The sequence below is a fragment of the Aquaticitalea lipolytica genome (assembly GCF_014641635.1).
Lineage (GTDB): Bacteria > Bacteroidota > Bacteroidia > Flavobacteriales > Flavobacteriaceae > Aquaticitalea > Aquaticitalea lipolytica.
This window is the reverse complement of sequence record NZ_BMIC01000001.1, coordinates 564,641-590,466: the sequence shown is the minus strand read 5'-3', so window position 1 is coordinate 590,466 and position 25,826 is coordinate 564,641. Positions and strand designations below refer to the sequence as shown.

Genomic DNA, 25,826 nt, shown 5'->3' with positions numbered 1-25,826 from the left:
TAATACGACTGCATATGAAAGTCAATTGCCTCAAATACGTTTTAACCTTATCAGTATCATTATTTTGTTTTTCTGTATGTTCTCAAACAGAACTTAAAAATAAAATTGTTGATTTTGGCACTCTACTTCCTATAGAAAGCGCAAGTATTTATGTTAAAAATACAACCATTGGTACAGTAAGTAATTCAGACGGAAAGTTTGTATTGCTTGTGCCAAATGAGTTTAAAAACGATACACTTATTATTTCATCAATAGGTTATAAAAGTTTCAAAACTCCAGTTAATGAATTTGATAATTCTTTAGAAATTTATTTAGAAGAAGATATTGCATCTTTAGATGAAATTGTACTTGTTGCCGAAACCAGACCAAAAACAGGTAATGATATTGTATTACGTGCAATTGAAAGATTGCCACGAAATATGCCAGATTCATCCTATTTGCAAAAAGGATTCTTACGTCATAAAGAACGTAATAAGAAAGAATTTAAGTGGCTAATTGAAAGTGCTATTACCTTATACGATTCAGGTTATAGTTCAAATTCTGCAGAGAATTTAAAAATTAATGTCGACCAAGTTCGTAAAAGTTATGACTTAAGAGATGTAGATAGCCTACTAACATATACAGCTTATCTCCAACAAAAAGGAAATAAAAGAAATTTACAAGCTAGAAACTTAAGACGAGACACTATTCAAACATCATCATTAATAAAAGCAATTAAATGGAATGATACTAGAGTAAATGGTTTACAAAATTTATTTCAAGGAAAGCTTAACTTGGTTAGAAACTCTACAAATTCAAAATCACTTTTTGGTGAAAACATTTTAGATAATCATCATTTTGAATTAGATACTGTTTTAGTAGATAACGATAGAAAAATCTATAAAATTAAAATATCTGAAAGTACTGATTTTATAAATCTAGAAACCAAAGGTATCTTTAATGATGGTTATGTAGCTAATGGTTGGATATATATTTATTGGGATACTTATGCCATCAAAAAAATAGAGTACCAATTAATAGCAAAATCAGACGCTCAAAAAAATAGGAGTAAGGCACTTTTTGATACCCAGATAAATCATAAGTTAGTTATTAACTATATGGAATTTGAAGGTAAGATGTATCCAAATTACATTTACTACGAAACGCCAAAACTTGTAAATGTAGGTTTTAAGCCAACAAAAATGGGTGAAGATGACTCACAATATGATAAAAGTGAGCGCTATTATTATACAGTTCAAGAAGTATTATTTACTGAAATCATTCTGGATTCAGAAAAAATAAGTGAAGCTTTATCTAGACCTTGGGATCCTGATATATTTTCTGTTAAACCATATAACAAAGAATTTTGGAGGAATTATAATACTCTATTGGAAAGCGAAGAAGATGAACAACTTATACAAGATTTAACAAAACGATCTTCTTTGTATAAAGACTAAAATACTAATCAAAATATTTTTTAATTTTTTAATTGTACATTATTAATTACTTTTTATATTTGCATCCTTAAAAATTCTAAAAGAGAGGAGGTTAAGATACTATGTTAATAATACCAATTAAAGAAGGAGAAAATATAGATAGAGCGCTAAAGCGTTTCAAACGTAAGTTTGACAAAACTGGTGCAAAACGTCAATTGCAAACTCGTAAGCAATTTACTAAACCTTCAGTAGAACGTAGAGCACAAATTCAAAAAGCGCAATACATTCAACGTTTAAGAGATGCAGAAAATATATAATCTTTTTAGATTTATAAAAAAAAGGCTGGAAATAGTTCCAGCCTTTTTTATTTTTTAAAAACTGTTATTTTTTTATTAATTCTGAATACTATTTTCTTTTTTCTTATTCGTAACTTTCAACTTTAATTATAAAATGATACATGAGTAAGAAACCAAAAAATATTACAAAAAAAAAGAAAAAGTTTTAACAGTTATTAACAAGCCATAATAACCATCATTTTTTTAAAATTTAATTAAATTTTTTTTTGTTGTATTTAATATATGTTGAATACTTTATAAATAGTTTTTTTTTAAAACCTATATTTATAATCTATTTAATTCATAACAAAATGAAAACGAAAAAAACATTACTTTTTTTAATATTTCCATTGTTAGGTTTTACACAAACCCAAATAGGTGCCGATATCGATGGCGAAGTCTCATATGATCAAAGTGGCTATAGTGTAAGTTTATCTTCTGATGGTAGTACTGTGGTGATTGGGGCTCCTTATAACGCCGGAAATGAAACTAATTCAGGACATGTACGCGTGTATAAAAACATGTCGGGCACTTGGACTCAAATAGGTGCCGATATCGATGGCGAAGCCCCAAGTGATATAAGTGGCTGGAGTGTAAGTTTATCTTCTGATGGGAGCATTGTGGCGATTGGGGCTCTTTATAACGATGGAATTGGAAGTAATTCAGGGCATGTACGCGTGTATAAAAACATGGCGGGCACTTGGACTCAAATAGGAGCTGATATCGATGGTGAAGCCACAGATGATTATAGTGGCCATAGTGTAAGTTTATCTTCTGATGGGAGCATTGTGGCGATTGGGGGTATAAATAACGACGGAAATGGAAGTAATTCAGGACATGTACGCGTGTATAAAAACATGGCGGGCACTTGGACTAAAATAGGAGCCGATATTGAAGGTGAAGTCTCATATGATCAAAGTGGCTATAGTGTAAGTTTATCTTCTGATGGGAGCATTGTGGCGATTGGGGCTCCTTATAACGATGGAAATGGAAGTAATTCAGGGCATGTACGCGTGTATAAAAACATGGCGGGCACTTGGACTAAAATAGGGGTCGATATCGATGGTGAAGCCGCATATGATTATAGTGGCTATAGTGTAAGTTTATCTTCTGATGGGAGCATTGTGGCGATTGGGGCATATGCTAACGACGGAAATGGAAGTTTTTCAGGGCATGTACGCGTGTATAAAAACATGGCGGGCACTTGGACTAAAATAGGGGTCGATATCGATGGCGAAGCCGCAAGTGATATAAGTGGCTGGAGTGTAAGTTTATCTTCTGATGGGAGCATTGTGGCGATTGGGGCTCTTTATAGCGATGGAATTGGAAGTAATTCAGGGCATGTACGCATGTATAAAAACATGGCGGGCACTTGGACTCAAATAGGAGCCGATATCGATGGTGAAGCCACAGATGATTATAGTGGCCATAGTGTAAGTTTATCTTCTGATGGGAGCATTGTGGCGATTGGTGCTATTTATAACGACGGAAATGGAAGTGATTCAGGACATGTACGTGTGTATAATTTATCGGTGGTATTATCTTCAGATAGTTTTGTTTTAGAGCGTTTTAGTATTTTTCCTAATCCTGTTTCTAATGTTTTAAAAATTAATTTAAAAACGAATTTAATTTTACAAAAAGTAAATATTTACACATCGCTAGGGCAATTAGTTAAAACAGAAAACAAAAATGAAATAAATGTTTCTAGCTTAGCAAAAGGTAATTACTTTGTAGAGGTTATTACCAACAAAGGAAAGGCTACAAAAAAGATTATTATTAATTAAAATTAGTAAGGAATACATTAACAAAGGCTGGAAACTAGTTTCCAGCCTTTTTTTGTTTTTATATTTATTTTATCATCACAAAGTTGTGATTTAAATTTTAAACTTTTAATTTTAATTATTTAACACTTTATAGATGTCTTTTAAATCATTTACAGATTATTTATTGCTTGAAAAAAACTATTCAGCATTAACTGTAAAGGCATACCAAACTGATTTAGAAAATTTTTCAGAGTTTATATTAAAACAATACGATTCCAATACTATAAATGACGTTAACTATTCTCAAATAAGAAGCTGGATAGTTAATTTAGTTGAAGATGGTATAACTAATAGAACAATAAACAGGAAAGTATCGTCATTAAACTCATACTATAAGTTTTTATTAAAAACCGAATCTATTAGTATAAACCCATTAGTAAAGCATAAGGCGTTAAAGACAAATAAAAAAGTACAAATACCATTTTCTGAAGACGAATTAAAAACTGTGATATCTGATTTAGAAAAGGAAACAGATTTTAAAGGATTACGAAACAGATTAATTGTCGAACTATTTTATGCAACAGGAATTAGACGTATTGAATTAGTACAAATTAAACTCTCGCATATAGATTTGGCTAATAAAACGTTAAAAGTATTAGGTAAGAGAAATAAAGAACGATTCATCCCGTTAATTAGTTCAGTAGTTGAAACTGCAAAAGAGTACTTATTGATTAGAAATGAGTTAGAAACAATACAAGATGAGCAGTACCTTTTTTTAACTAAAAAAGGGTTAAAAATTTATGAAACACTTGTATACAGAATTATAAATGATTATTTTAGTAAGGCATCTTCTAAAGTAAAACGGAGTCCGCATATATTAAGGCACTCATTTGCAACTCATTTACTTAATCAAGGCGCAAATTTAAATGCTGTAAAAGAACTTCTTGGGCATTCAAGTCTAGCAGCTACTCAAGTTTATACTCATAATAGTATAGCAGAGTTAAAAAAAGTGTATTCAAATGCACATCCAAGAAGTAAGAAAGAATAATTGTCTAACCAAAAAAAGAGAAGTATGAAAGTTAACACACAATCAGTAAATTTTAATGCAGACAAGAAGTTGATTGATTTTATTCAAAAACGCATGGACAAACTAGATTTGTTTTATGATAAAGTGATTCAATCTGATGTGTATTTAAAAGTTGAAAATACAAGCGATAAAGAAAATAAAATATTTGAAGCAAGAGTAAGTGTACCAGGAGATAGCTTTGTTGTAAAAAAGCAATGTAAAACTTTTGAAGAAGGCACAGATATGGCAATTGCATCGCTTGAAAGACAGTTAAAAAAGCGAAAAGAAAAATTAAGAACACATTTATGATAAAAATTTTTCAAAAAATGTTTTGAATAAATAAATAAATCTTTACATTTGCAGTCCGTTAGAAATAGCGGGCTTTTTTATTGTGAAAAAAGCAGCAAAAAGCCGATGTAGCTCAGCTGGCTAGAGCAGCTGATTTGTAATCAGCAGGTCGTGGGTTCGAGTCCCTCCATCGGCTCTTTTTAAATTCAATTTTAGTATTGAATTTAAAAAGTAAATAAATTGAAATTTTGAAAAATTGGGGAGATACTCAAGCGGCCAACGAGGGCAGACTGTAAATCTGCTGACTACGTCTTCGCAGGTTCGAATCCTGCTCTCCCCACAAAAAGTTCGATTGTATTCGAACAAGATTAGTAAGTTAGATACACTAATCCAAAATAAAGATCATTAAAATCTTGAAATTTGAAATTCTATTAATATGAATTTCATAAAAATTGCGGGAGTAGCTCAGTTGGTAGAGCGTCAGCCTTCCAAGCTGAATGTCGCCGGTTCGAACCCGGTCTCCCGCTCTTAAAACTTTGAGTTAACGTTTAACGTTTTAAAGTTTCTTGTTTTTTAACAGAGCTTTATTGTCAAAACCTTAAAAGCCGGTGTAGCTCAGGGGTAGAGCGTTTCCTTGGTAAGGAAGAGGTCACGAGTTCAATTCTCGTCATTGGCTCATTAAAATAAGAAAATTAAATTTTTGAACACTAATATAAATTAAGATTAAATAAATTAAACATGGCAAAGGCAACTTTCGATCGTTCAAAACCACACCTTAACATAGGTACTATTGGACACGTAGATCACGGTAAAACAACTTTAACTGCTGCTATTACTAAAGTATTAGCTGATGCAGGTTTTTCAGAAGCAAAATCATTCGATCAAATTGATAACGCACCAGAGGAAAAAGAAAGAGGTATTACAATTAATACTTCACACGTAGAATATGCAACAGCTAATCGTCACTACGCTCACGTTGACTGTCCAGGTCACGCGGATTACGTAAAGAACATGGTTACTGGTGCTGCTCAAATGGATGGTGCTATTCTTGTGGTTGCGGCTACTGATGGTCCAATGCCACAAACTCGTGAGCACATCCTTTTAGGACGTCAAGTAGGTATTCCTCGTATCGTTGTATTCATGAATAAAGTGGATATGGTTGATGATGAAGAGTTATTAGAATTAGTAGAAATGGAAATTAGAGACTTATTAAGTTTCTATGAGTATGATGGAGATAATGGTCCAGTTATTGCTGGTTCAGCTTTAGGTGCACTTAACGGTGAGCAAAAATGGGTTGATACAGTATTACAATTAATGGAATCTGTAGATTCTTGGATTGAAGAGCCTTTACGTGAAGTTGATAAGCCTTTCTTAATGCCTATCGAAGACGTATTCTCTATTACTGGTCGTGGAACTGTTGCTACTGGTCGTATTGAAACAGGTATTGCTAAAACTGGTGATCCAGTTGAAATCATTGGTATGGGAGCTGAGAAATTAACTTCTACTATCACTGGTATTGAGATGTTCCGTCAAATCCTTGATAGAGGTGAGGCTGGAGATAACGCAGGTATCTTATTAAGAGGTATTGAGAAAACTCAAATATCTAGAGGTATGGTTATCGTTAAGCCAGGATCAGTAACTCCACACGCTAAATTTAAAGCTGAGGTGTATATCCTTAAAAAAGAAGAAGGTGGACGTCACACTCCATTCCATAATAACTATCGTCCACAATTCTACGTTCGTACAACGGATGTAACAGGTAATATTGCTTTACCTTCAGGAGTTGAGATGGTTATGCCAGGAGACAACCTTACTATTACTGTAGAACTTATTCAAAAAATTGCAATGAACGTTGGTTTACGTTTCGCAATACGTGAAGGTGGTCGTACAGTTGGTGCAGGTCAGGTAACTGAAATTTTAGACTAATTATATAATCTATATATAAGTTAAGGTGTCTTGATTTTTCAAGACGCCTTGATTTATATTTACGGGTTTAGCTCAGTTGGTAGAGCACTGGTCTCCAAAACCAGGTGTCGGGAGTTCGAGTCTCTCAACCCGTGCATAGTAGTTGTGATTGTAAATTAAATACAATCTAAATAAAATAAGACGAAAAGTCTACACTAAGCTTTAGCTGGTGTATAAATACAAAAAGAACAATGGCAGGATTTGTAAATTACGTTAAAGAATCATTTGGGGAATTAAAAAACAATGTGTCATGGCCAACATGGTCAGAAGCACAAAGTTTAACCATTTTAGTGGCTGTTTTTTCAATTATATTTTCACTCGCAATTTGGGGAGTTGATACTGTTTTTAGTAAAGTTATTAAGGCATATTTTAGCTGGATTAACTAAAAAAATAAAATTAGAGGATGTCTGAGACAAGTGGAAATAAAAAATGGTACGTTGTTAGAGCTGTAAGTGGTCAGGAAAACAAAATTAAAGCCTATATAGAGAACGAAATTGCTCGTTTAGGACTTGAAGATTTTGTAGATCAAGTATTAGTTCCAACAGAAAAAGTGATTCAAATTCGTAACGGTAAGAAAATAAACAAAGAAAAAGTTTATTTCCCAGGTTATATTATGATTCAAGCTAATTTAAGTGGAGAAATTCCACATATCATAAAATCAATAACAAATGTTATTGGATTTTTAGGTGAAACAAAAGGCGGAGACCCAGTGCCATTAAGACAGTCTGAAGTAAACAGAATGTTAGGTAAAGTAGATGAGTTAACTGTAGATGCAGATGCAAATGTGGCTATTCCATTTACAATAGGAGAAACTGTAAAAGTAATCGATGGACCATTCAACGGATTTGATGGTACAATCGAAAAAATAAATGAAGAAAAGCGTAAGCTAGAAGTAATGGTTAAGATTTTCGGAAGAAAAACACCATTAGAGTTAAGCTATATGCAGGTAGAAAAAGTTTAATAATTGTTACATACATAGATAGTATGTCTTTTGGCTTCCATTAAAAGATGTGCGACTAAAATTTTTAAAATGGCAAAAGAATTAAGTAAAGTAGTTAAGCTACAAGTTCGGGGAGGTGCAGCGAATCCATCGCCACCGGTAGGACCCGCTTTAGGAGCTGCTGGAGTTAATATCATGGAATTTTGTAAGCAGTTTAATGCTAGAACACAAGATAAACCTGGTAAAGTATTACCAGTTGTTATTTCTGTGTTTAAAGACAAATCCTTTGATTTTGTAATAAAAACTCCACCAGCTGCAGTACAATTATTGGAAGCGGCCAAAGTAAAAAAAGGATCTGGAGAACCGAACAGAAAGAAAGTAGCAAAAGTAACTTGGGAACAGGTGAAAGCAATAGCAGAAGATAAAATGCAAGATTTAAATGCATTTACAATGGACTCTGCTATGAATATGGTTGCTGGTACAGCAAGATCAATGGGAATCACTGTAACTGGTACTAAACCAAACTAAAAAATTTCTGAAATGGCAAGATTAACAAAAAAGCAAAAAGAGGCAAGAGCTAAAGTTGATAAAAACAAAATTTATTCTCTTGAAGAAGCTTCAACATTATTAAAAGAAATCACTTACACAAAATTTGATGCATCTGTAGATATTGCAGTTAGACTAGGAGTAGATCCTCGTAAAGCAAATCAAATGGTAAGAGGTGTTGTTTCTTTACCTCACGGAACAGGAAAAGACATGAAAGTTTTAGCATTAGTAACACCTGACAAAGAGCAGGAAGCTAAAGATGCTGGAGCTGATTACGTAGGTTTAGATGAGTATCTAGAAAAAATCAAAAATGGTTGGACAGATGTTGACGTTATCGTTACTATGCCAGCTATTATGGGTAAACTAGGTCCATTAGGTAGAGTATTAGGTCCTAGAGGTTTAATGCCAAATCCAAAAACAGGTACAGTTACTATGGATGTTGCTAAAGCAGTTGCAGAAGTTAAAGCTGGTAAAATTGATTTTAAAGTTGACAAAACAGGAATTGTTCATGCTCCAATTGGAAAAGCATCTTTTAGTGCTGATAAATTGAAGGATAACGCAAATGAGTTGTTAACTACTTTAATGAAATTGAAGCCTACAGCAGCAAAAGGTGTTTATATGAAAAGTATTTACATGTCAAGCACAATGAGTCCAAGTATATCAATTGATACTAAAATAGGTTAGTAGTTAAACTTTAATATTATGACAAGAGAAGAAAAATCACAAGTTATTGAAGAGTTAACTGCTCAATTAGCAGATAATGCACATATATATTTAACAGATATATCTGGATTAGATGCAGGTAACACTTCAGACTTACGTCGTGCTTGTTTTAAAGCAAACATAAAACTAGCAGTCGTAAAAAACACATTATTGGAAAAAGCTATGGAAGCTTCTGATAAAGATTTTGGAGATCTTCCAAAAACTTTAAAAGGAAATACTTCTGTAATGTATTCTGAAACAGGAAATGCTCCAGCTAAAGTTATAAAAGCATTCCGTAAAAAATCTGATAAGCCTTTGCTTAAAGGAGCTTTTATTGAAGAGGCTATATATATTGGTGATGAGCAATTAGATGCTTTAGTTGATATCAAATCGAAAGAAGAGTTAATTGGTGATATTGTAGCATTGTTACAATCTCCAGCTAAGAATGTTATTTCAGCTCTTAAATCGAGTGGTGGTAAACTAGCAGGTATAGTAAAAACATTATCTGAAAAAGAAGGATAATCAAACAAGTACGCACTTAAACAAATTATATTTTATTAAAATTATTAAAAACGATAGAAAATGGCAGATTTAAAAGATTTCGCAGAACAATTAGTTAATTTAACAGTAAAAGAAGTTAACGAATTAGCTACAATATTAAAAGATGAGTATGGTATCGAACCAGCTGCTGCTGCAGTTGCAGTTGCTGCAGGTGGTGGTGGTGCTGCTGAAGCGGCTGAAGAAAAGTCAGAATTTGACGTAGTTCTTAAAGCAGCAGGTGCTTCTAAATTAGCAGTTGTTAAATTAGTAAAAGAACTTACTGGTTTAGGACTTAAAGAAGCTAAAGAATTAGTTGATGGTGCACCAAGCAACATCAAAGAAGGCGTATCTAAAGACGAAGCAGAAGCTTTAAAAACATCTTTAGAAGAAGCTGGAGCTGAAGTTGAGCTTAAGTAAGCTTAACCCAAACCTACAAATTATGGTTTAGGTCTATTACGCCTCAAAAGCGTAATATGACCTAAACCCTTTTGTGTATATAAAATGTACATAAAAAAACAAAACATTTTTTTAATCAAAATCTCGTTCATCGATGTTAGCACAAAAAGCTGAAAGATTAAATTTCTCTTCTATTGTAAATAGAACGGAGTATCCTGATTTTCTGGATATCCAAATAAAATCCTTCCAGGATTTTTTCCAATTAGAGACTAAATCAGAAGAAAGAGGGAATGAAGGACTCTACAACACCTTCATGGAAAATTTCCCTATAACAGACACTCGTAATCAATTTGTATTAGAGTTTTTGGATTATTTTATTGATCCACCAAGATATACTATTGAAGAATGTATTGAAAGAGGGTTAACTTACAGTGTGCCTTTAAAAGCACGTTTAAAACTGTATTGTACAGATCCTGAACATGAAGACTTCGAAACAATCGTTCAAGATGTATATTTAGGAACTATTCCTTACATGACGCCTAGCGGTACTTTTTGTATCAATGGTGCAGAGCGTGTAGTTGTTTCTCAATTACATAGATCGCCAGGAGTTTTCTTTAGTCAATCATTCCACGCCAATGGAACAAAATTATATTCTGCAAGAGTTATCCCTTTTAAAGGATCTTGGATAGAATTCGCTACAGATATCAATCAAGTAATGTATGCTTATATTGATAGAAAGAAAAAATTACCTGTAACAACATTATTCAGAGCTATTGGTTTTGAACGTGATAAAGATATTCTTGAAATATTTGACCTTGCAGAAGAAGTTAAAGTTTCAAAATCTGGTTTAAAGAAAATCTTAGGACGTAAACTTGCTGCACGTGTATTAAATACTTGGCATGAAGATTTCGTTGATGAAGATACAGGTGAGGTAGTATCTATTGAACGTAACGAAATTGTTCTTGATCGTGATACTATTTTAGATAAAGACAACATTGAAGAAATCATTGAAGCTGATGCTAAAACAATTCTTTTACATAAAGAAAGTGCACAGCAAGGTGATTACGCAATTATACATAATACACTTCAAAAAGATCCAACAAACTCGGAGAAAGAAGCTGTAGAACATATTTACCGTCAACTACGTAATGCTGAGCCGCCAGATGAGGAAACTGCACGTGGTATTATTGACAAATTATTCTTCTCTGACCAACGTTACTCTTTAGGTGAAGTAGGTCGTTATAGAATGAACAAAAAATTAGGTCTTGATATTGGAATGGATAAGCAAGTGCTTACCAAAGTAGATATCATTACTATCATCAAATATTTAATCGAACTTATCAATTCTAAAGCAGAAATTGATGATATTGATCACTTATCTAACCGTCGTGTACGTACAGTTGGTGAGCAATTATCTCAACAATTTGGTGTTGGTTTAGCTCGTATGGCTCGTACTATTCGTGAGCGTATGAACGTTCGTGATAATGAGGTGTTTACACCAATAGATTTAATTAATGCAAAGACATTATCGTCTGTAATTAATTCTTTCTTTGGAACAAACCAATTATCTCAATTTATGGATCAAACAAATCCATTAGCTGAGATTACTCACAAACGTCGTTTATCTGCACTTGGACCAGGAGGTTTATCTCGTGAAAGAGCAGGTTTCGAGGTTCGTGACGTTCACTATACTCATTATGGTCGTTTATGTCCAATTGAAACTCCAGAGGGACCAAACATTGGTCTTATTTCTTCACTTTCAGTGTATGCTAAAGTTAATGGAATGGGATTCATTGAAACACCATACCGTAAAATAGAAAATGGTGTAGTTGATATAAAAAATACACCTATTTACTTAAGCGCTGAAGAAGAAGAAGATCAGTTAATCGCTCAAGCAAATATTAGAGTTGATGACAAAGGAAAAATCATTGAAGACAAGATTATTGCTCGTCAAGAAGGAGATTTCCCAGTAATTGATCCATCTAATGCAAACTATACAGACGTTGCTCCTAATCAAGTTGCATCTATTTCTGCATCATTAATTCCATTCTTGGAGCATGATGATGCCAACAGAGCCTTGATGGGATCTAACATGATGCGTCAAGCCGTACCTTTATTACGTGTTGATGCTCCTATCGTAGGAACAGGTTTAGAGCGTCAAGTAGCTTCAGATTCTAGAGTATTAATAAATGCTGAAGGAGATGGTGTTATTGAGTATGTTGATGCAAATGAAATTACTATTAAATATGAGCGTACTGATGAAGAAGCTATGGTTAGTTTTGATAGTGATACTAAAACATATCCATTAGTAAAATTCAGAAAAACCAATCAAGGTACGTCTATTAACTTAAAACCTATTGTTGAAAAAGGTGACAAAGTTAAAAAAGGACAAGTGCTGTGTGAAGGTTATGCAACTCAAAATGGTGAATTAGCACTTGGTCGTAATATGAAAGTGGCATTTATGCCATGGAAAGGTTACAATTTCGAGGATGCTATTGTGATTTCTGAAAAAGTAGTTCGTGATGATATCTTTACATCTATTCATATTGATGAGTATTCATTAGAAGTTCGTGACACTAAGTTAGGTAACGAAGAATTAACTAATGATATTCCTAACGTTTCTGAGGAGGCTACAAAAGACCTTGATGAAAACGGTATGATTCGTATTGGTGCTGAGATTAAACCTGGAGATATCTTAATTGGTAAAATCACTCCAAAAGGGGAATCTGATCCAACACCTGAAGAAAAATTATTAAGAGCCATTTTTGGAGACAAAGCAGGTGATGTAAAAGATGCATCATTAAAAGCTTCACCTTCATTACATGGTGTGGTTATTGAAAAGAAATTATTCTCAAGAGCTGTAAAAGACAAACGTAAGAGAGCAAAAGATAAAGAAGATATCGATGCTTTAGAAGCAATCTATTACAGAAAATTTGATGATTTAAAAGCGATTTTAGTCGAGAAGTTATTTAACATAGTAAATGGTAAAACTGCTCAAGGGATCTTTAATGACCTTGGTGAAGAAATCATTCCAAAAGGTAAAAAATATACCTTAAAAATGTTAAACGCTGTTGATGATTATACGCATTTAACATCAGGTACTTGGACTACTGACGATCATACAAACAATCTTATTGCTGATTTAATTCACAACTATAAGATTAAAGAAAACGATCTTCAAGGATCATTACGTCGTGAGAAATTTACAATATCTGTAGGTGATGAGTTACCAGCAGGAATTATCAAATTAGCTAAAGTTTACATTGCTAAAAAACGTAAACTAAAAGTTGGTGATAAAATGGCAGGACGTCATGGAAATAAAGGTATTGTTGCTCGTATCGTTCGTCAAGAAGATATGCCTTTCTTAGAAGATGGAACTCCAGTTGATATTGTATTAAATCCACTTGGTGTACCTTCTCGTATGAACATTGGTCAGATTTATGAAACAGTTCTTGGATGGGCTGGTCAAAAACTTAATAGAACTTTTGCAACACCAATTTTTGATGGTGCTACACTAGATCAAATTAATGAGTTTACTGATGAAGCTGGTATACCACGTTTTGGACATACATATTTATACGATGGTGGAACAGGAGATCGTTTCGATCAACCTGCAACTGTTGGTGTAATTTATATGTTAAAACTAGGACATATGGTTGACGATAAGATGCACGCACGTTCTATTGGACCTTACTCACTTATTACACAACAACCTCTTGGTGGTAAAGCACAATTTGGAGGTCAGCGTTTTGGTGAGATGGAGGTTTGGGCTCTTGAAGCCTATGGAGCTTCTGCTACATTACGCGAAATCTTAACAGTAAAATCAGATGATGTTATAGGTAGAGCTAAAACTTACGAAGCAATCGTAAAAGGTGAGCCAATGCCAGAACCAGGACTACCTGAATCTTTCAACGTATTAATGCACGAATTGAAAGGATTAGGATTAGATATTAGATTAGAAGAATAAATTTAGGTATGTAGTTTCAGTCTTTATTTTATGTAAAGACTGAAACATACAAACTGAAGACTATAAAGTATTATGGCAAAAAGACAAGATAAAAATACAGTACAGAGATTTAATAAAATCTCTATTGGTTTAGCTTCTCCAGAATCTGTTTTAGCAGCATCTCGTGGTGAAGTTTTAAAACCTGAAACTATTAATTATCGAACACACAAACCAGAACGAGATGGGTTATTCTGTGAGCGTATTTTTGGTCCTGTAAAGGATTTTGAATGTGCTTGTGGTAAATATAAGCGTATACGTTACAAAGGTATCGTATGTGATCGTTGTGGTGTTGAAGTAACAGAAAAGAAAGTACGTCGTGATAGAGTAGGACACATTAATCTTGTTGTTCCTGTAGCTCACATTTGGTATTTCCGTTCATTACCAAACAAAATAGGTTATTTATTAGGATTGCCTTCTAAAAAATTGGATATGATAATTTACTACGAACGTTACGTAGTAATCCAACCAGGTAATGCTAAAAATGTAGATGGAGAACCATTACAAAAAATGGATTTCTTAACGGAAGAAGAATACTTAAATATTCTAGAATCTCTTCCTCAAGAAAATCAATACTTAGATGATCACGATCCAAATAAATTCGTTGCAAAAATGGGAGCTGAATGCTTGATTGATTTGCTTGCACGAATTGATTTAAGTGAATTGTCTTATGAGTTGCGTCACAAAGCAAACACAGAAACATCTAAACAGCGTAAAACTGAAGCGTTAAAACGTCTTCAAGTTGTTGAAGCTTTCCGTGATTCTAACGCAAACCGTGAAAATCTTCCAGAATGGATGATTATGAAGGCTATTCCAGTAATTCCACCAGAATTACGTCCGTTAGTGCCTTTAGATGGTGGTCGTTTTGCTACATCAGACTTAAATGATTTATATCGTCGTGTAATTATTCGTAATAATCGTTTAAAGCGTTTGGTTGAAATCAAAGCTCCTGAAGTGATTTTACGTAATGAGAAACGTATGTTACAAGAATCTGTAGATTCATTATTTGATAACACACGTAAAGCATCTGCTGTAAAAACAGATTCTAACAGACCATTAAAATCATTATCAGATTCATTAAAAGGTAAGCAAGGTCGTTTCCGTCAAAACTTACTTGGTAAGCGTGTCGATTATTCAGCACGTTCGGTAATCGTCGTTGGACCAGAATTAAAATTATTTGAATGTGGATTGCCAAAAAACATGGCAGCAGAATTATACAAACCTTTTATTATCAGAAAATTGATAGAAAGAGGTATTGTTAAGACTGTAAAATCTGCAAAGAAAATTATAGATAGAAAAGAACCTGTAGTTTGGGATATTTTAGAGAATGTTTTAAAAGGACATCCAGTGCTTTTAAATCGTGCTCCTACATTACACAGACTAGGTATTCAGGCTTTCCAACCAAAATTAATTGAAGGAAAAGCAATACAGTTACACCCATTAGTATGTACTGCATTTAATGCAGATTTCGATGGTGACCAAATGGCTGTGCATTTACCATTAGGACCAGAAGCTATTCTTGAAGCTCAATTATTAATGTTGGCGTCTCATAATATCTTAAACCCTGCAAATGGTTCTCCAGTTACTGTACCTTCTCAAGACATGGTTCTTGGTTTATATTATATGACCAAAGAGCGTAAGTCAACAGACGAAGTAAAAGTAAAAGGTGAAGGTTTAACATTCTACTCTGCTGAAGAAGTAAACATTGCTTACAACGAGAAGAAAGTTGAATTAAATGCATCAATAAAAGTTAGAACTTTAGATTTTAATGAAGAAGGAAAATTAGCACCACAAATTATTTCAACAACTGTTGGACGTGTGTTATTTAATGAAAAAGTTCCAGCTGCTGCAGGATATATCAATCAGGTATTGACTAAAAAATCGTTACGTGATATTATTGGTAATATTCTTAAAGTAACTTCTGTTCCTGAAACAGCAGAATTTCTTGATGAGATTAAAGACTTAGGATATAAGTTCGCTTTCCAAGGTGGATTATCATTCAGCTTAGGAGATATTATTATTCCTGCTGAAAAGCAAAGCATGATTGATAGTGCCAACAAAGAAGTAGATGGTATTATGGCCAACTATAACATGGGACTTATCACTAATAATGAGCGTTATAACCAAGTAATTGATATATGGACATCTACCAATGCTGAATTGACAGAGTTGTCTATGAAACGTATTCGTGAAGACCAACAAGGGTTTAACTCGGTATATATGATGCTTGATTCTGGAGCTCGTGGATCTAAAGAACAGATTCGTCAGCTTACAGGTATGCGTGGATTAATGGCAAAACCTAAAAAATCTAATGCAGGTGGAGGAGAGATTATTGAAAATCCAATTCTTTCTAACTTTAAGGAAGGGCTTTCAATTCTTGAATACTTTATCTCAACGCATGGTGCTCGTAAAGGTCTTGCCGATACAGCACTTAAAACTGCCGATGCTGGTTACTTAACACGTCGTTTAGTTGATGTGTCTCAAGATGTAATTATATACAGTGAAGACTGTGGTACATTAAGAGGTATTGAAGTATCTCCATTAAAGAAAAATGAAGAGATTATTGAATCTTTAGAAGATAGAATTGTTGGTAGAACTTCATTAAATGATGTTTATGATCCAATGACTGAAGAGCTTTTAGTTGGTGCAGGTGAGCATATTCACGACAATATTGCAAAACGTATTGGTGAATCTGCATTAGAATCAATCGAGGTTCGTTCTGCATTAACATGTGAAGCTAAACAAGGTATTTGTTCTAAATGTTATGGTCGTAACCTAGCTACTGGTAAAATGGTACAAAGAGGTGAAGCTGTTGGTGTTGTAGCTGCTCAGTCTATTGGTGAGCCAGGAACGCAGTTAACACTTCGTACATTCCACGTTGGAGGTATTGCAGGTAACATTTCTGAAGAAAATAAATTAACTGTTAAGTTTAATGGTATAGCTGAAATTGAAGATTTAAAAGTTGTAAAAGGAACCGATAGCAATGGTAAAGCTGTTGATGTTGTAATTTCTCGTACATCTGAAATGAAATTAGTTGATGCTAAAACAGGTATTACTTTAAGTACAAATAACATTCCTTATGGATCATTCATCTACGTTAAACCAGGTGATAAAGTTGCTAAAGGAGATGTAATATGTTCTTGGGATCCATATAATGGTGTAATTATTTCTGAATTTGCAGGTAAAGTTTCTTATGAAAATATTGAGCAAGGTATAACTTACCAAGTAGAGATAGATGAGCAAACAGGTTTCCAAGAGAAAGTAATTTCTGAATCTAGAAACAAGAAGTTAATTCCAACATTACATATTGAAGATTCTAAAGGAAACACTTTACGTTCATACAACTTACCAGTTGGAGCCCACTTAATGATTGATGATGGTGAGAAGATTAGTGTAGGTAAAGTATTGGTAAAAATACCACGTAAGTCTGCTAAAACAGGAGATATTACAGGAGGTTTACCACGTGTAACCGAGTTGTTCGAAGCACGTAACCCTTCTAATCCAGCTGTAGTAAGTGAGATTGACGGTGTAGTTTCTTTTGGTAAGATAAAGAGAGGTAATCGCGAGATTATTATTGAATCTAAATTAGGTGAAGTTAAAAAATACTTAGTTAAATTATCTAATCAGATTCTTGTTCAAGAGAATGATTATGTTAAAGCTGGTATGCCTTTATCTGATGGTTCAATAACTCCTGACGATATCTTAAATATTAAAGGACCATCTGCAGTACAACAATACTTAGTAAATGAAGTACAAGAAGTATATCGTTTACAAGGTGTGAAAATTAATGATAAGCACTTTGAAGTTGTTGTAAGACAAATGATGCGTAAAGTAAAAATTATTGATTCTGGTGATACAATTTTCCTTGAAGATCAATTAGCACATAAAGCAGATTTTATTGAAGAAAACGATAAAATCTTTGGAATGAAAGTAATTGAAGACGCAGGAGATTCTAAAACATTGAAGCCAGGTCAGATTATTACTATGCGTCAATTAAGAGACGAAAACTCAATAATTCGAAGAGAAGATGGTAAGTTAGCTGAAGCAAGAGATGCAAGACCAGCAACAGCTACTCCAATTTTACAAGGTATTACAAGAGCGTCTTTACAAACTAAATCATTTATTTCTGCTGCATCGTTCCAAGAAACAACAAAAGTATTGAACGAAGCTGCTGTAAGTGCAAAAGTTGATGATCTTGACGGACTTAAAGAGAATGTTATTGTAGGACATAGAATACCTGCTGGTACAGGTGTTAGACGTTATGATAATATAATTGTTGGGTCTAAAGAAGAGTTTGATGAAATGATGAAAGCGAAAGCTGAATTTAATTATAACTAATGATAAAAGATTCCTGTGAAAACAGGAATCTTTTTCTTTCTAAATATATCATAAAATGAGTGATACTAAAGATACGCCAAAACAAGGGCAAATAAATATAGAGTTAGATGAAAAAGTTGCTGAAGGAACTTATTCAAATTTAGCCATAATCAATCATTCAGTTTCTGAATTTGTGATTGACTTTGTTAGTATTATGCCTGGTACTCCAAAAAGTAAAGTAAAGTCTAGAATAATTTTAACGCCTCAGCATGCTAAACGTTTAGTAAAAGCATTAAGTGAAAATGTGCACCGATTTGAAAAGGCACATGGCGAGATTAAGGATTACGAGCAACCTCCAATTCCTTTAAATTTTGGACCTACAGGTCAAGCTTAAAATAAAAAAATGCCTTTGATTTCTCAAAGGCATTTTTTTATTAAATAATTTAGAATAATAAGGATAATAAATGATGATTTGTTTATCAATAAATATAATCTATAACGACTAAAATATTGACCAAAATTAAAAGTGTTTTAAAGAATAAATAAAATCACTTAATGTCTTTTACTTTCAAAAATATTTAAGCTCATTTAACAAGCTTAAATTAAATAATTATTGTTTTAAGCAACTTGATTATTATAATTAAACTTTAATGCTCCTGAAGGACATTTTTTTACTTGTCTAATTATTTTTTCTGTTGAGTCACCATCGAGGTCAATCCATGGAATAACAGAATTTCTAAATACATTTGAAAGTTCGCGTGCACAACGCTCAGCATTGATGCAAACACATGGTTCGTAAGTTACAGTAATATCACTATTACTGAATACATTGTCAGTAGTTATCATAAGTAGATCAATTTGGGGTTATGAATCTATTTAATAATTAGGTTAAAGAGTTAAAAACCAAAACAATAACTTAATTATGTTATATTAAATGTATTGAACATGATAATTAAAAACTTAAACTAAACGATTAAATGTAATAAAAACACGTCGAAATACAATTATATTTTAATTAAATCGATGAAATACACTATAATTATTTGCCCTTTTTTGCTAAGTGTCTAAAATTCAGAGGTTAAATGAAAAGTTATATTTGGATATTTTTGCTGAGTCATTTGTAAAGAAAAGGCCGAATCTGCTAAAAAGACTAATTGATTTTGTTTGTCTTTAGCTAGATAGCGTTGTTTTACAGTTAAAAATTCTTTATACTCTGCGCTTTTAATGTCTTTTGCTTCTACCCAACAAGCCTTAAAAACATTCAAGTTTTCATAAGTACATTTGGCACCATATTCATGCTCTAATCTGTATTGAATTACTTCATACTGTAGCGCGCCAACTGTTCCAATTACTTTTCTTCCATTAAGTTCTAGTGTAAATAACTGTGCTACACCTTCATCCATTAATTGGTCAATACCTTTAAACAATTGTTTAGATTTTAAAGGGTCAGCATTATTGATATATCTAAAATGTTCAGGAGAAAAACTAGGAACACCTTTATAATTAATTGCTTCGCCTTCAGTTAGTGTATCACCAATTTTAAAATTACCAGTATCGTGAAGTCCAACAATGTCACCAGGATATGATACATCAACAATTTCTTTCTTTTCAGCAAAAAAAGCATTTGGACTTGAGAATTTTAGATTCTTTCCATGTCTTACATGAAGATATGGTTTGTTTCGTTCAAATTTTCCTGATACAATTTTTACAAATGCTAAACGGTCTCTGTGGTTTGGATCCATATTAGCATGTATTTTAAATACAAAGCCAGTAAATTTGGTTTCATCTGGTTTTACTAGTCTTTCTTCGCTTTGTTTAGGTCTTGGTTTTGGTGCAATTTCAATAAAACAATCAAGTAATTCTCTAACCCCAAAATTATTAAGTGCAGAACCAAAAAATACAGGTTGTAAATGACCATCTAAATAGGTTTGTTTATCAAATTCTGGATAAATGCCTTCTACAAGTTCAATTTCTTCTCGCAAAGTCTTTGCAGCTTTATCACCAATAAGCTTATTTAATTCTGGAGATTCTAAATCAGAAATCTCTATAGTTTCTTCAATATTTTTTCGACTATCACCACTAAATAGGTTGATGTTCTTTTCCCATAAGTTATAGATACCTTTAAACTCATAACCCATTCCTATCGGAAAACTTAAAGGCACTACTTTAAGACCAAGTTTTTGTTCAACTTCATCTAATAAATCAAAAGCATCTTTACCTTCTCTGTCCATTTTATTAATGAAAACGATCATAGGTATGTTACGCATACGACAAACTTCAACGAGTTTTTCGGTTTGTTCCTCAACTCCTTTAGCTACATCAATAACAACAATAACACTATCAACAGCAGTAAGGGTTCTAAATGTATCTTCAGCAAAGTCTTTATGTCCAGGTGTATCTAATATATTAACTTTTATGCCATCATACTCAAATGCTAAAACAGAGGTAGCAACAGAGATACCACGTTGGCGCTCAATCTCCATAAAATCACTTGTGGCTCCTTTTTTTATTTTATTGCTTTTAACAGCACCAGCTTCTTGTATAGCACCTCCAAATAATAATAATTTTTCAGTTAGAGTAGTTTTTCCAGCATCTGGATGTGAAATAATTCCGAATGTTCGTCTTCGGTTGATTTCGTCTATAAATTTCATTAAAAATTAATTTTGGCAAAGATATATATCTTATATAAATATAGCTTCAAAAAAGGTATAATAAAGTTTTCATAGTGTTCTATTTTATATAATTATAGATATGAGTAATTGTTGAGTAGTGTTTTTAATTAAACCATAACATCACTTTTATAAGTTTGCAAAAGTGATTTAAAAATTTAGAAGAGTATTTGATTTTGATATTCTAAGAAAGAATCTGTTTTAGTAAATATTTAATATGAATTTTCTTGCGTTTAATCGATAAAAAATGTTTTTCACCAAATTAATGGTTCATAATAGTATCTATTTAAAGTTAGATGATATTTTTGCAATTAAGTGAAATTACGGAAAAACCGTAATTTTTAAACTAAGGGATTAATTGATAGCATTTTCTTCTCTTTTATAAATAATAAATTAACATCTTTAAATTTAGATGCAATATAGTATTGTGTTTATGTGAGTAAGATATATGTGTACTTAAAAAAGCAACCTATAAGTAGGGTGTTTTTTGATTTAAGTGTCTAAAATTATAAATAAACAGTATAAAATAAATTTACCTTAAGATAATATGAAAATTTCTACACAATTCTCGTTTTCTAAAATTTTAACTTTTATAGCAGTAATTGTTTTTTCATTTGTATCGCAAAGTAAGTTGTATGCACAATGTACAGCTTCTTATCCTTACAATAATGATGATAATATTTGGATTGCTGGATATCACTGTACTTTAGCTTTTACTGAAAATGGTCTATTTGCTTGGGGTGATGCAATGGGGCCAACTGGAGTCGAGATTACTTCACCGCTTGAAGTTTCTCCCGCTAATGGTTATAATTATACAGGGACAGTATTACTGGCTACTTTGGGAGATCAGATTTCATCTTCTAATCCTCAAAATTTTGTTTTAACTACAACAGGTTTATATGTTTGGGGAAATGAAGGTCAAGTAATTGCTAATTCTTTAACAACGAGTTCAACATTTCAGCCAACAACATTACCAGTAGGTGTATTACCTGCTGACATCAGAAAGTTAAAAGCTTCAAATGATATTTTAGCAATACTTACAAATAGTGGTAATGTTTATATTAGAGCGCTTTCAAATGCCAATTTATTTGGAGACGGATCAACAGTAATTGACAACGTTTGGCATCAAGCTAGCATTTCTAACGTTCAAAGTATTAAAGTGTCTGAAGATGCTGTTTTTGCATATACTACAACAGGAGATTTTTATACGTGGGGAGGAACAATATATTTAGGGAATGGATCTGGAACAACATCAAGTTCAACTCCTGTTTTAATGACTTCTCCATTTCCAGGTTTTGTGCCTTCAATGATTAGTTTAACAACTGAAAACAATCCTAGTTATTTTGCTTTAAGCCCTAGTGGTTTAATTTATTCTTTAGGAGAGGGAGAGGATGGTAGATTAGGTATTGGTAGTCAAACAGATCAAACTAGTTGGGTAATAGTGAGAAATCCAACAGACACAGGAAATTTAACTAATGTTCATTTTATTGATGCTGCAGATAATTCAAATGGGCATGGAGGAATTGGAGCAATAACCACTGATGGGACACCGTATTTATGGGGAGATAACTCATTTAATATGTTGTCAAATGCTGCTGCTGCAGATCAATTACTTCCTATTGTGCCATCTGGATTTACTGTTGGGACAGATTTTGCTTCATATCTAGAAATGTCTGGACACTATACTTTAATTCAGATTGATGGAAATGCTTCACCTTGCTTTGTTGGTCATACACTAGAAGGGAATTTAGGAACTGGTGTTTCAGATCCACCAGATATTACTTCATTAGATTGTGATGAAATTCCAGATATTGATTTTTGTGTTTCTGCACCAGCTTTAACAATAACTGCTAATGATGATGATTTTTTAGGTACACCAATTAATCCTGCTACTGGAGCTACAACAACTAGCGTATTTGCCAATAATGGTAATGGTGTAGATGATGCAAACGGTTCAACAGCCACAGACGCTAATATTGATGATAATATAAATATAACTCTAGATGGAGGTTTAACAGGTGTTACTATAAATACCGACGGAACAATAAATGTTCCTGCAGGTACAACACCAGGAACCTATAATGTTACTTATCAAATTTGTTTAACTGCTGATAACTCAATTTGTGATACAGCTGTAGTAACCATTGTAGTAGGTGATTGTTTAGACTTTCCTACAAATGATTGTGACGGAGATGGCGTTATAAATTCTGCTGATCAGTGTGAAGGGTTTGATGATACAGCAGATAATGATAATGATTCAATTCCTGATGGTTGTGATTTAGATGATGATAATGATGGAATTTTAGATACTGATGAATTTTTTAGTACCTCAGGCTCTCAACCAGCTTGTGGAGGAGAAACAAGTTTTGATTTTACAGGACCATTCACAGAAGAACCTTCAACAGGTGATGGAAATTCTTCTACTTTTTTACAAGGAGAGACTTTTAGATTTTCTAATGTAACTGCAGGAGTAGATGCTTTAGTTACTTTAGTGTCTTTTGTAAATTGTGGTGTAGATATTTTAGATGATAACTCTTCAAATCCTACCTATTTTAAACCAGGTACATTAATTACTGCATTAAATTCTGGACAAGAAGCTTATGTTGAATATAATTTTCAATTTGTTCAATCTGGTACAACAACACCAGTTGTTTTCCCTGAAGTGTTTATTAATTTTAATGATATAGATGGTAACCCAGACTTATTTGAAAGAAATAGAGCTGCCAATCCTATAAGTTATACTGTTGACAATCCAACAAGTTTAACTATAACCAATGAGACTAATTTCATATTAGCTACTTCAGGAAATATAAACGTTCCTGGATCATCAAATGCTAATCCAGACCTTAATATGTCTACCAGATATACGAATTTTTCAAACTATACAATTCGATTAGGTGTTTTAGCAAATAATAACCTTACAACTCAAACAAGATATCATAGTGTTGAATTTGCTTGTGTTACTAATTTTGTTAATCCGCAATCCTCTCTTTCAGATACTGATGGTGACGGAATAGCTAATCATTTAGACATTGATAGTGATAATGATGGGTGTTTTGATGTTGTTGAAGCTGGCCATACTGATGCTGATAATAATGGTACGGTTGATGGTACAGGTTTTGATGCTAACGGTCAAGTAACTGGTTATGCAACTGCATATACAGGGACAAATGCTAATGTTATTACTGCAACTCAAGTATTTGTAACTACTTTACCTGCAAATCAAACTATAGTTAACGGTAATCCTGTGACTTTTTCGGTCGTTGCTTCAGCAGCAAGCACAACTTCTTATACAGGGACCGCACCAACTACTACGCCAAATTATACAATACCTCCTGCTACTGATGTTTCTGGTGCAATAGTGTATCAATGGCAAGAAAATGGAATAAATTTATCTGATACAGGAGTATATAGTGGTACGAATACTGCTGATTTAACAATTTCAGATGTTACAGGACTTGGTGGGAATGTGTATAACGTAATTATAACACATCCTGACAATTTATGTATTGACGAACAAAACAGTGCAACACTAACAACAACAGAGTCACCAAGTATTATAGTAGAGAAGAGTTCAGCGATAAGTACTGATGTAGGCCCAGCAGGCGCAAGTTTAGGAGATACGATCACGTATACGATCACTGTAGAGAACACTGGAAATGTAACGTTAACCAATGTAGGATTAGTAGATACGTTAACGGATTTAAATGGCGTCCCATTAACCTTAACAACAGGCCCAACGTTTGTAAGTTCAAGTTTATCAAGTGCAGCAGGCACCTTACAAGTAGGCGAGATAGCAACCTATACAGCGACGTATGTGATTACACAGAGTGATGTAGATGCAGGTGGAATTAGTAATACAGTCTTAGCCGATGGCGATAGTCCATCAGGCACGAATGTAACTGATGACAGTGATGATCCTAATGATCCGACTGATATCGATCCAGATACGGATGGTGATCCAGATGATCCAACAGTAACGACCATTGCAGAGTCACCAAGTATAGTAATAAGTAAGACAGGTGTATTAGATTTAGGGGTTGATGGTATAGCTACACCAGGAGATTTAATTACCTATACCTATAATGTAAGTAATACAGGAAATGTTACATTATTTGATTTGGATATTACAGAATCCACAATAGATTTTACAGGAACAGGTACATTGCCAACACCAGTTTATGTTAGCGGTGGCGCTGATCTTGACGGAGAAGCTGATGCTATTGATTTAGGCGTTTCGTCTAATACTGGTAATGTTACTTTTGATGATCCAAGTGGTGATGGGATTTTTAATTCTTCAGATGTTACCACAAGTCCTCTAACTGCTACTCCATCTACTTATGGTACTTTGGGTTGGTTTAACTCTGGAAGCTTACGTTGTTTTGGTAATGCGGTAGCAGACTATTCTGGCGCTCCAACCGTAGACGGGTTGTTTAATGTTGATCCTGCAGGTAATTTTTCAACTGCAATGACTTTTTCTGTTGGAGATTTTATCGATAGTACTTCGGGCACTACAGGATGGGGAATAGTATCAAATCTAGCACCTGGGACTTATAATCTAGGTTTTCACACGTTATCAGATAACTATGGTTATATGAATATTACGTTTGATGGAACAGATATTATTGTTAATAATATAGTAATTAATACTAATGCAGGCGAAGGTATTACAGTAGGAAGTGCTGGAGCTAGTGAAGTAGCAATCTACACAGCAACATATGCAATTACCCAAGCGGATATTGATTCAGGATTTGTAACTAACCAAGCAGAAGCTAGTAGTACAAGTCCATCAGGCACGAATGTAACTGATGACAGTGATGATCCTAATGATCCGACTGATATCGATCCAGATACGGATGGTGATCCAGATGATCCAACAGT

18 protein-coding genes and 5 tRNA genes are annotated in these 25,826 nt (G+C 33.4%); 21 read left to right on the top strand and 2 right to left on the bottom strand.

Features of this window, described 5'->3' with window-relative positions; genetic code table 11:
- Positions 1-14: 14 nt before the first annotated feature.
- The 20 genes from IEW41_RS02730 (at position 15) to IEW41_RS02635 (ending at position 18,670) form a co-directional block, all read left to right on the top strand.
- Entirely contained in the window at positions 15-1,436 is a 1,422-nt protein-coding gene (locus IEW41_RS02730; protein ID WP_188604798.1) for a carboxypeptidase-like regulatory domain-containing protein, read from the top strand.
- A gap of 101 nt (positions 1,437-1,537) precedes the next feature.
- Positions 1,538-1,732, top strand: coding sequence for a 30S ribosomal protein S21 (gene rpsU / locus IEW41_RS02725; RefSeq protein WP_188604797.1), 195 nt, complete (start codon positions 1,538-1,540; stop codon positions 1,730-1,732).
- A 329-nt stretch (positions 1,733-2,061) separates the two neighbouring features.
- A complete protein-coding gene (locus IEW41_RS02720) occupies positions 2,062-3,534 on the top strand; it encodes a T9SS type A sorting domain-containing protein (protein WP_188604796.1) in 1,473 nt (490 codons plus the stop codon).
- Positions 3,535-3,667: 133 nt separating this feature from the next.
- Positions 3,668-4,561, top strand: a complete 894-nt coding sequence (locus IEW41_RS02715; RefSeq protein WP_188604795.1) for a tyrosine-type recombinase/integrase — start codon at positions 3,668-3,670, stop codon at positions 4,559-4,561.
- A 24-nt stretch (positions 4,562-4,585) separates the two neighbouring features.
- Positions 4,586-4,888 carry a ribosome hibernation-promoting factor, HPF/YfiA family gene (gene hpf, locus IEW41_RS02710; RefSeq protein WP_188604794.1) on the top strand — a complete coding sequence of 101 codons (303 nt, stop codon included), beginning with the start codon at positions 4,586-4,588 and terminating at the stop codon, positions 4,886-4,888.
- 101 nt (positions 4,889-4,989) lie between these two features.
- Positions 4,990-5,063, top strand: a tRNA-Thr gene (locus tag IEW41_RS02705).
- 62 nt (positions 5,064-5,125) lie between these two features.
- A tRNA-Tyr gene (locus tag IEW41_RS02700) sits at positions 5,126-5,207 on the top strand.
- A gap of 114 nt (positions 5,208-5,321) precedes the next feature.
- Positions 5,322-5,394: transfer RNA gene (locus tag IEW41_RS02695), tRNA-Gly, on the top strand.
- A 77-nt stretch (positions 5,395-5,471) separates the two neighbouring features.
- Positions 5,472-5,543, top strand: a tRNA-Thr gene (locus IEW41_RS02690).
- A 62-nt stretch (positions 5,544-5,605) separates the two neighbouring features.
- Entirely contained in the window at positions 5,606-6,793 is a 1,188-nt protein-coding gene (gene tuf, locus IEW41_RS02685) for an elongation factor Tu (protein WP_188604793.1), read from the top strand.
- Between the two features lie 61 nt (positions 6,794-6,854).
- Positions 6,855-6,927: transfer RNA gene (locus tag IEW41_RS02680), tRNA-Trp, on the top strand.
- Between the two features lie 96 nt (positions 6,928-7,023).
- Entirely contained in the window at positions 7,024-7,218 is a 195-nt protein-coding gene (gene secE / locus IEW41_RS02675; RefSeq protein ID WP_188604792.1) for a preprotein translocase subunit SecE, read from the top strand.
- A 17-nt stretch (positions 7,219-7,235) separates the two neighbouring features.
- Entirely contained in the window at positions 7,236-7,793 is a 558-nt protein-coding gene (nusG, locus tag IEW41_RS02670) for a transcription termination/antitermination protein NusG (protein WP_188604791.1), read from the top strand.
- A 69-nt stretch (positions 7,794-7,862) separates the two neighbouring features.
- Entirely contained in the window at positions 7,863-8,300 is a 438-nt protein-coding gene (gene rplK / locus IEW41_RS02665) for a 50S ribosomal protein L11 (protein WP_188605577.1), read from the top strand.
- Between the two features lie 12 nt (positions 8,301-8,312).
- Positions 8,313-9,002, top strand: coding sequence for a 50S ribosomal protein L1 (gene rplA / locus IEW41_RS02660; protein WP_188604790.1), 690 nt, complete (start codon positions 8,313-8,315; stop codon positions 9,000-9,002).
- An 18-nt stretch (positions 9,003-9,020) separates the two neighbouring features.
- A complete protein-coding gene (gene rplJ, locus IEW41_RS02655) occupies positions 9,021-9,542 on the top strand; it encodes a 50S ribosomal protein L10 (protein WP_188604789.1) in 522 nt (173 codons plus the stop codon).
- Positions 9,543-9,602: 60 nt separating this feature from the next.
- Complete coding sequence (gene rplL, locus IEW41_RS02650; protein ID WP_188604788.1) at positions 9,603-9,977, top strand: 50S ribosomal protein L7/L12; 375 nt, start codon at positions 9,603-9,605, stop codon at positions 9,975-9,977.
- A gap of 133 nt (positions 9,978-10,110) precedes the next feature.
- Entirely contained in the window at positions 10,111-13,923 is a 3,813-nt protein-coding gene (rpoB, locus tag IEW41_RS02645) for a DNA-directed RNA polymerase subunit beta (RefSeq protein ID WP_188604787.1), read from the top strand.
- A gap of 72 nt (positions 13,924-13,995) precedes the next feature.
- Entirely contained in the window at positions 13,996-18,297 is a 4,302-nt protein-coding gene (gene rpoC, locus IEW41_RS02640; protein WP_188604786.1) for a DNA-directed RNA polymerase subunit beta', read from the top strand.
- Between the two features lie 55 nt (positions 18,298-18,352).
- Positions 18,353-18,670 (top strand): DUF3467 domain-containing protein, encoded by a 318-nt coding sequence (locus tag IEW41_RS02635; protein ID WP_188604785.1) that lies wholly within the window; start codon positions 18,353-18,355, stop codon positions 18,668-18,670.
- Positions 18,671-18,894: 224 nt separating this feature from the next.
- Here IEW41_RS02635 and IEW41_RS02630 read toward each other — a convergent pair whose 3' ends face one another.
- Together IEW41_RS02630 and IEW41_RS02625 are read right to left on the bottom strand one after the other, a co-directional pair.
- Positions 18,895-19,122: a (4Fe-4S)-binding protein gene (locus IEW41_RS02630; RefSeq protein WP_188604784.1), complete on the bottom strand. Its 228-nt coding sequence runs from the start codon at positions 19,120-19,122 to the stop codon at positions 18,895-18,897.
- A 218-nt stretch (positions 19,123-19,340) separates the two neighbouring features.
- A complete protein-coding gene (locus tag IEW41_RS02625; RefSeq protein WP_188604783.1) occupies positions 19,341-20,927 on the bottom strand; it encodes a peptide chain release factor 3 in 1,587 nt (528 codons plus the stop codon).
- A 565-nt stretch (positions 20,928-21,492) separates the two neighbouring features.
- Between IEW41_RS02625 and IEW41_RS02620 the strand changes: the two genes are divergently transcribed.
- The coding region (locus IEW41_RS02620; RefSeq protein WP_188604782.1) for a beta strand repeat-containing protein at positions 21,493-25,826 on the top strand (4,334 nt) is incomplete at its 3' end.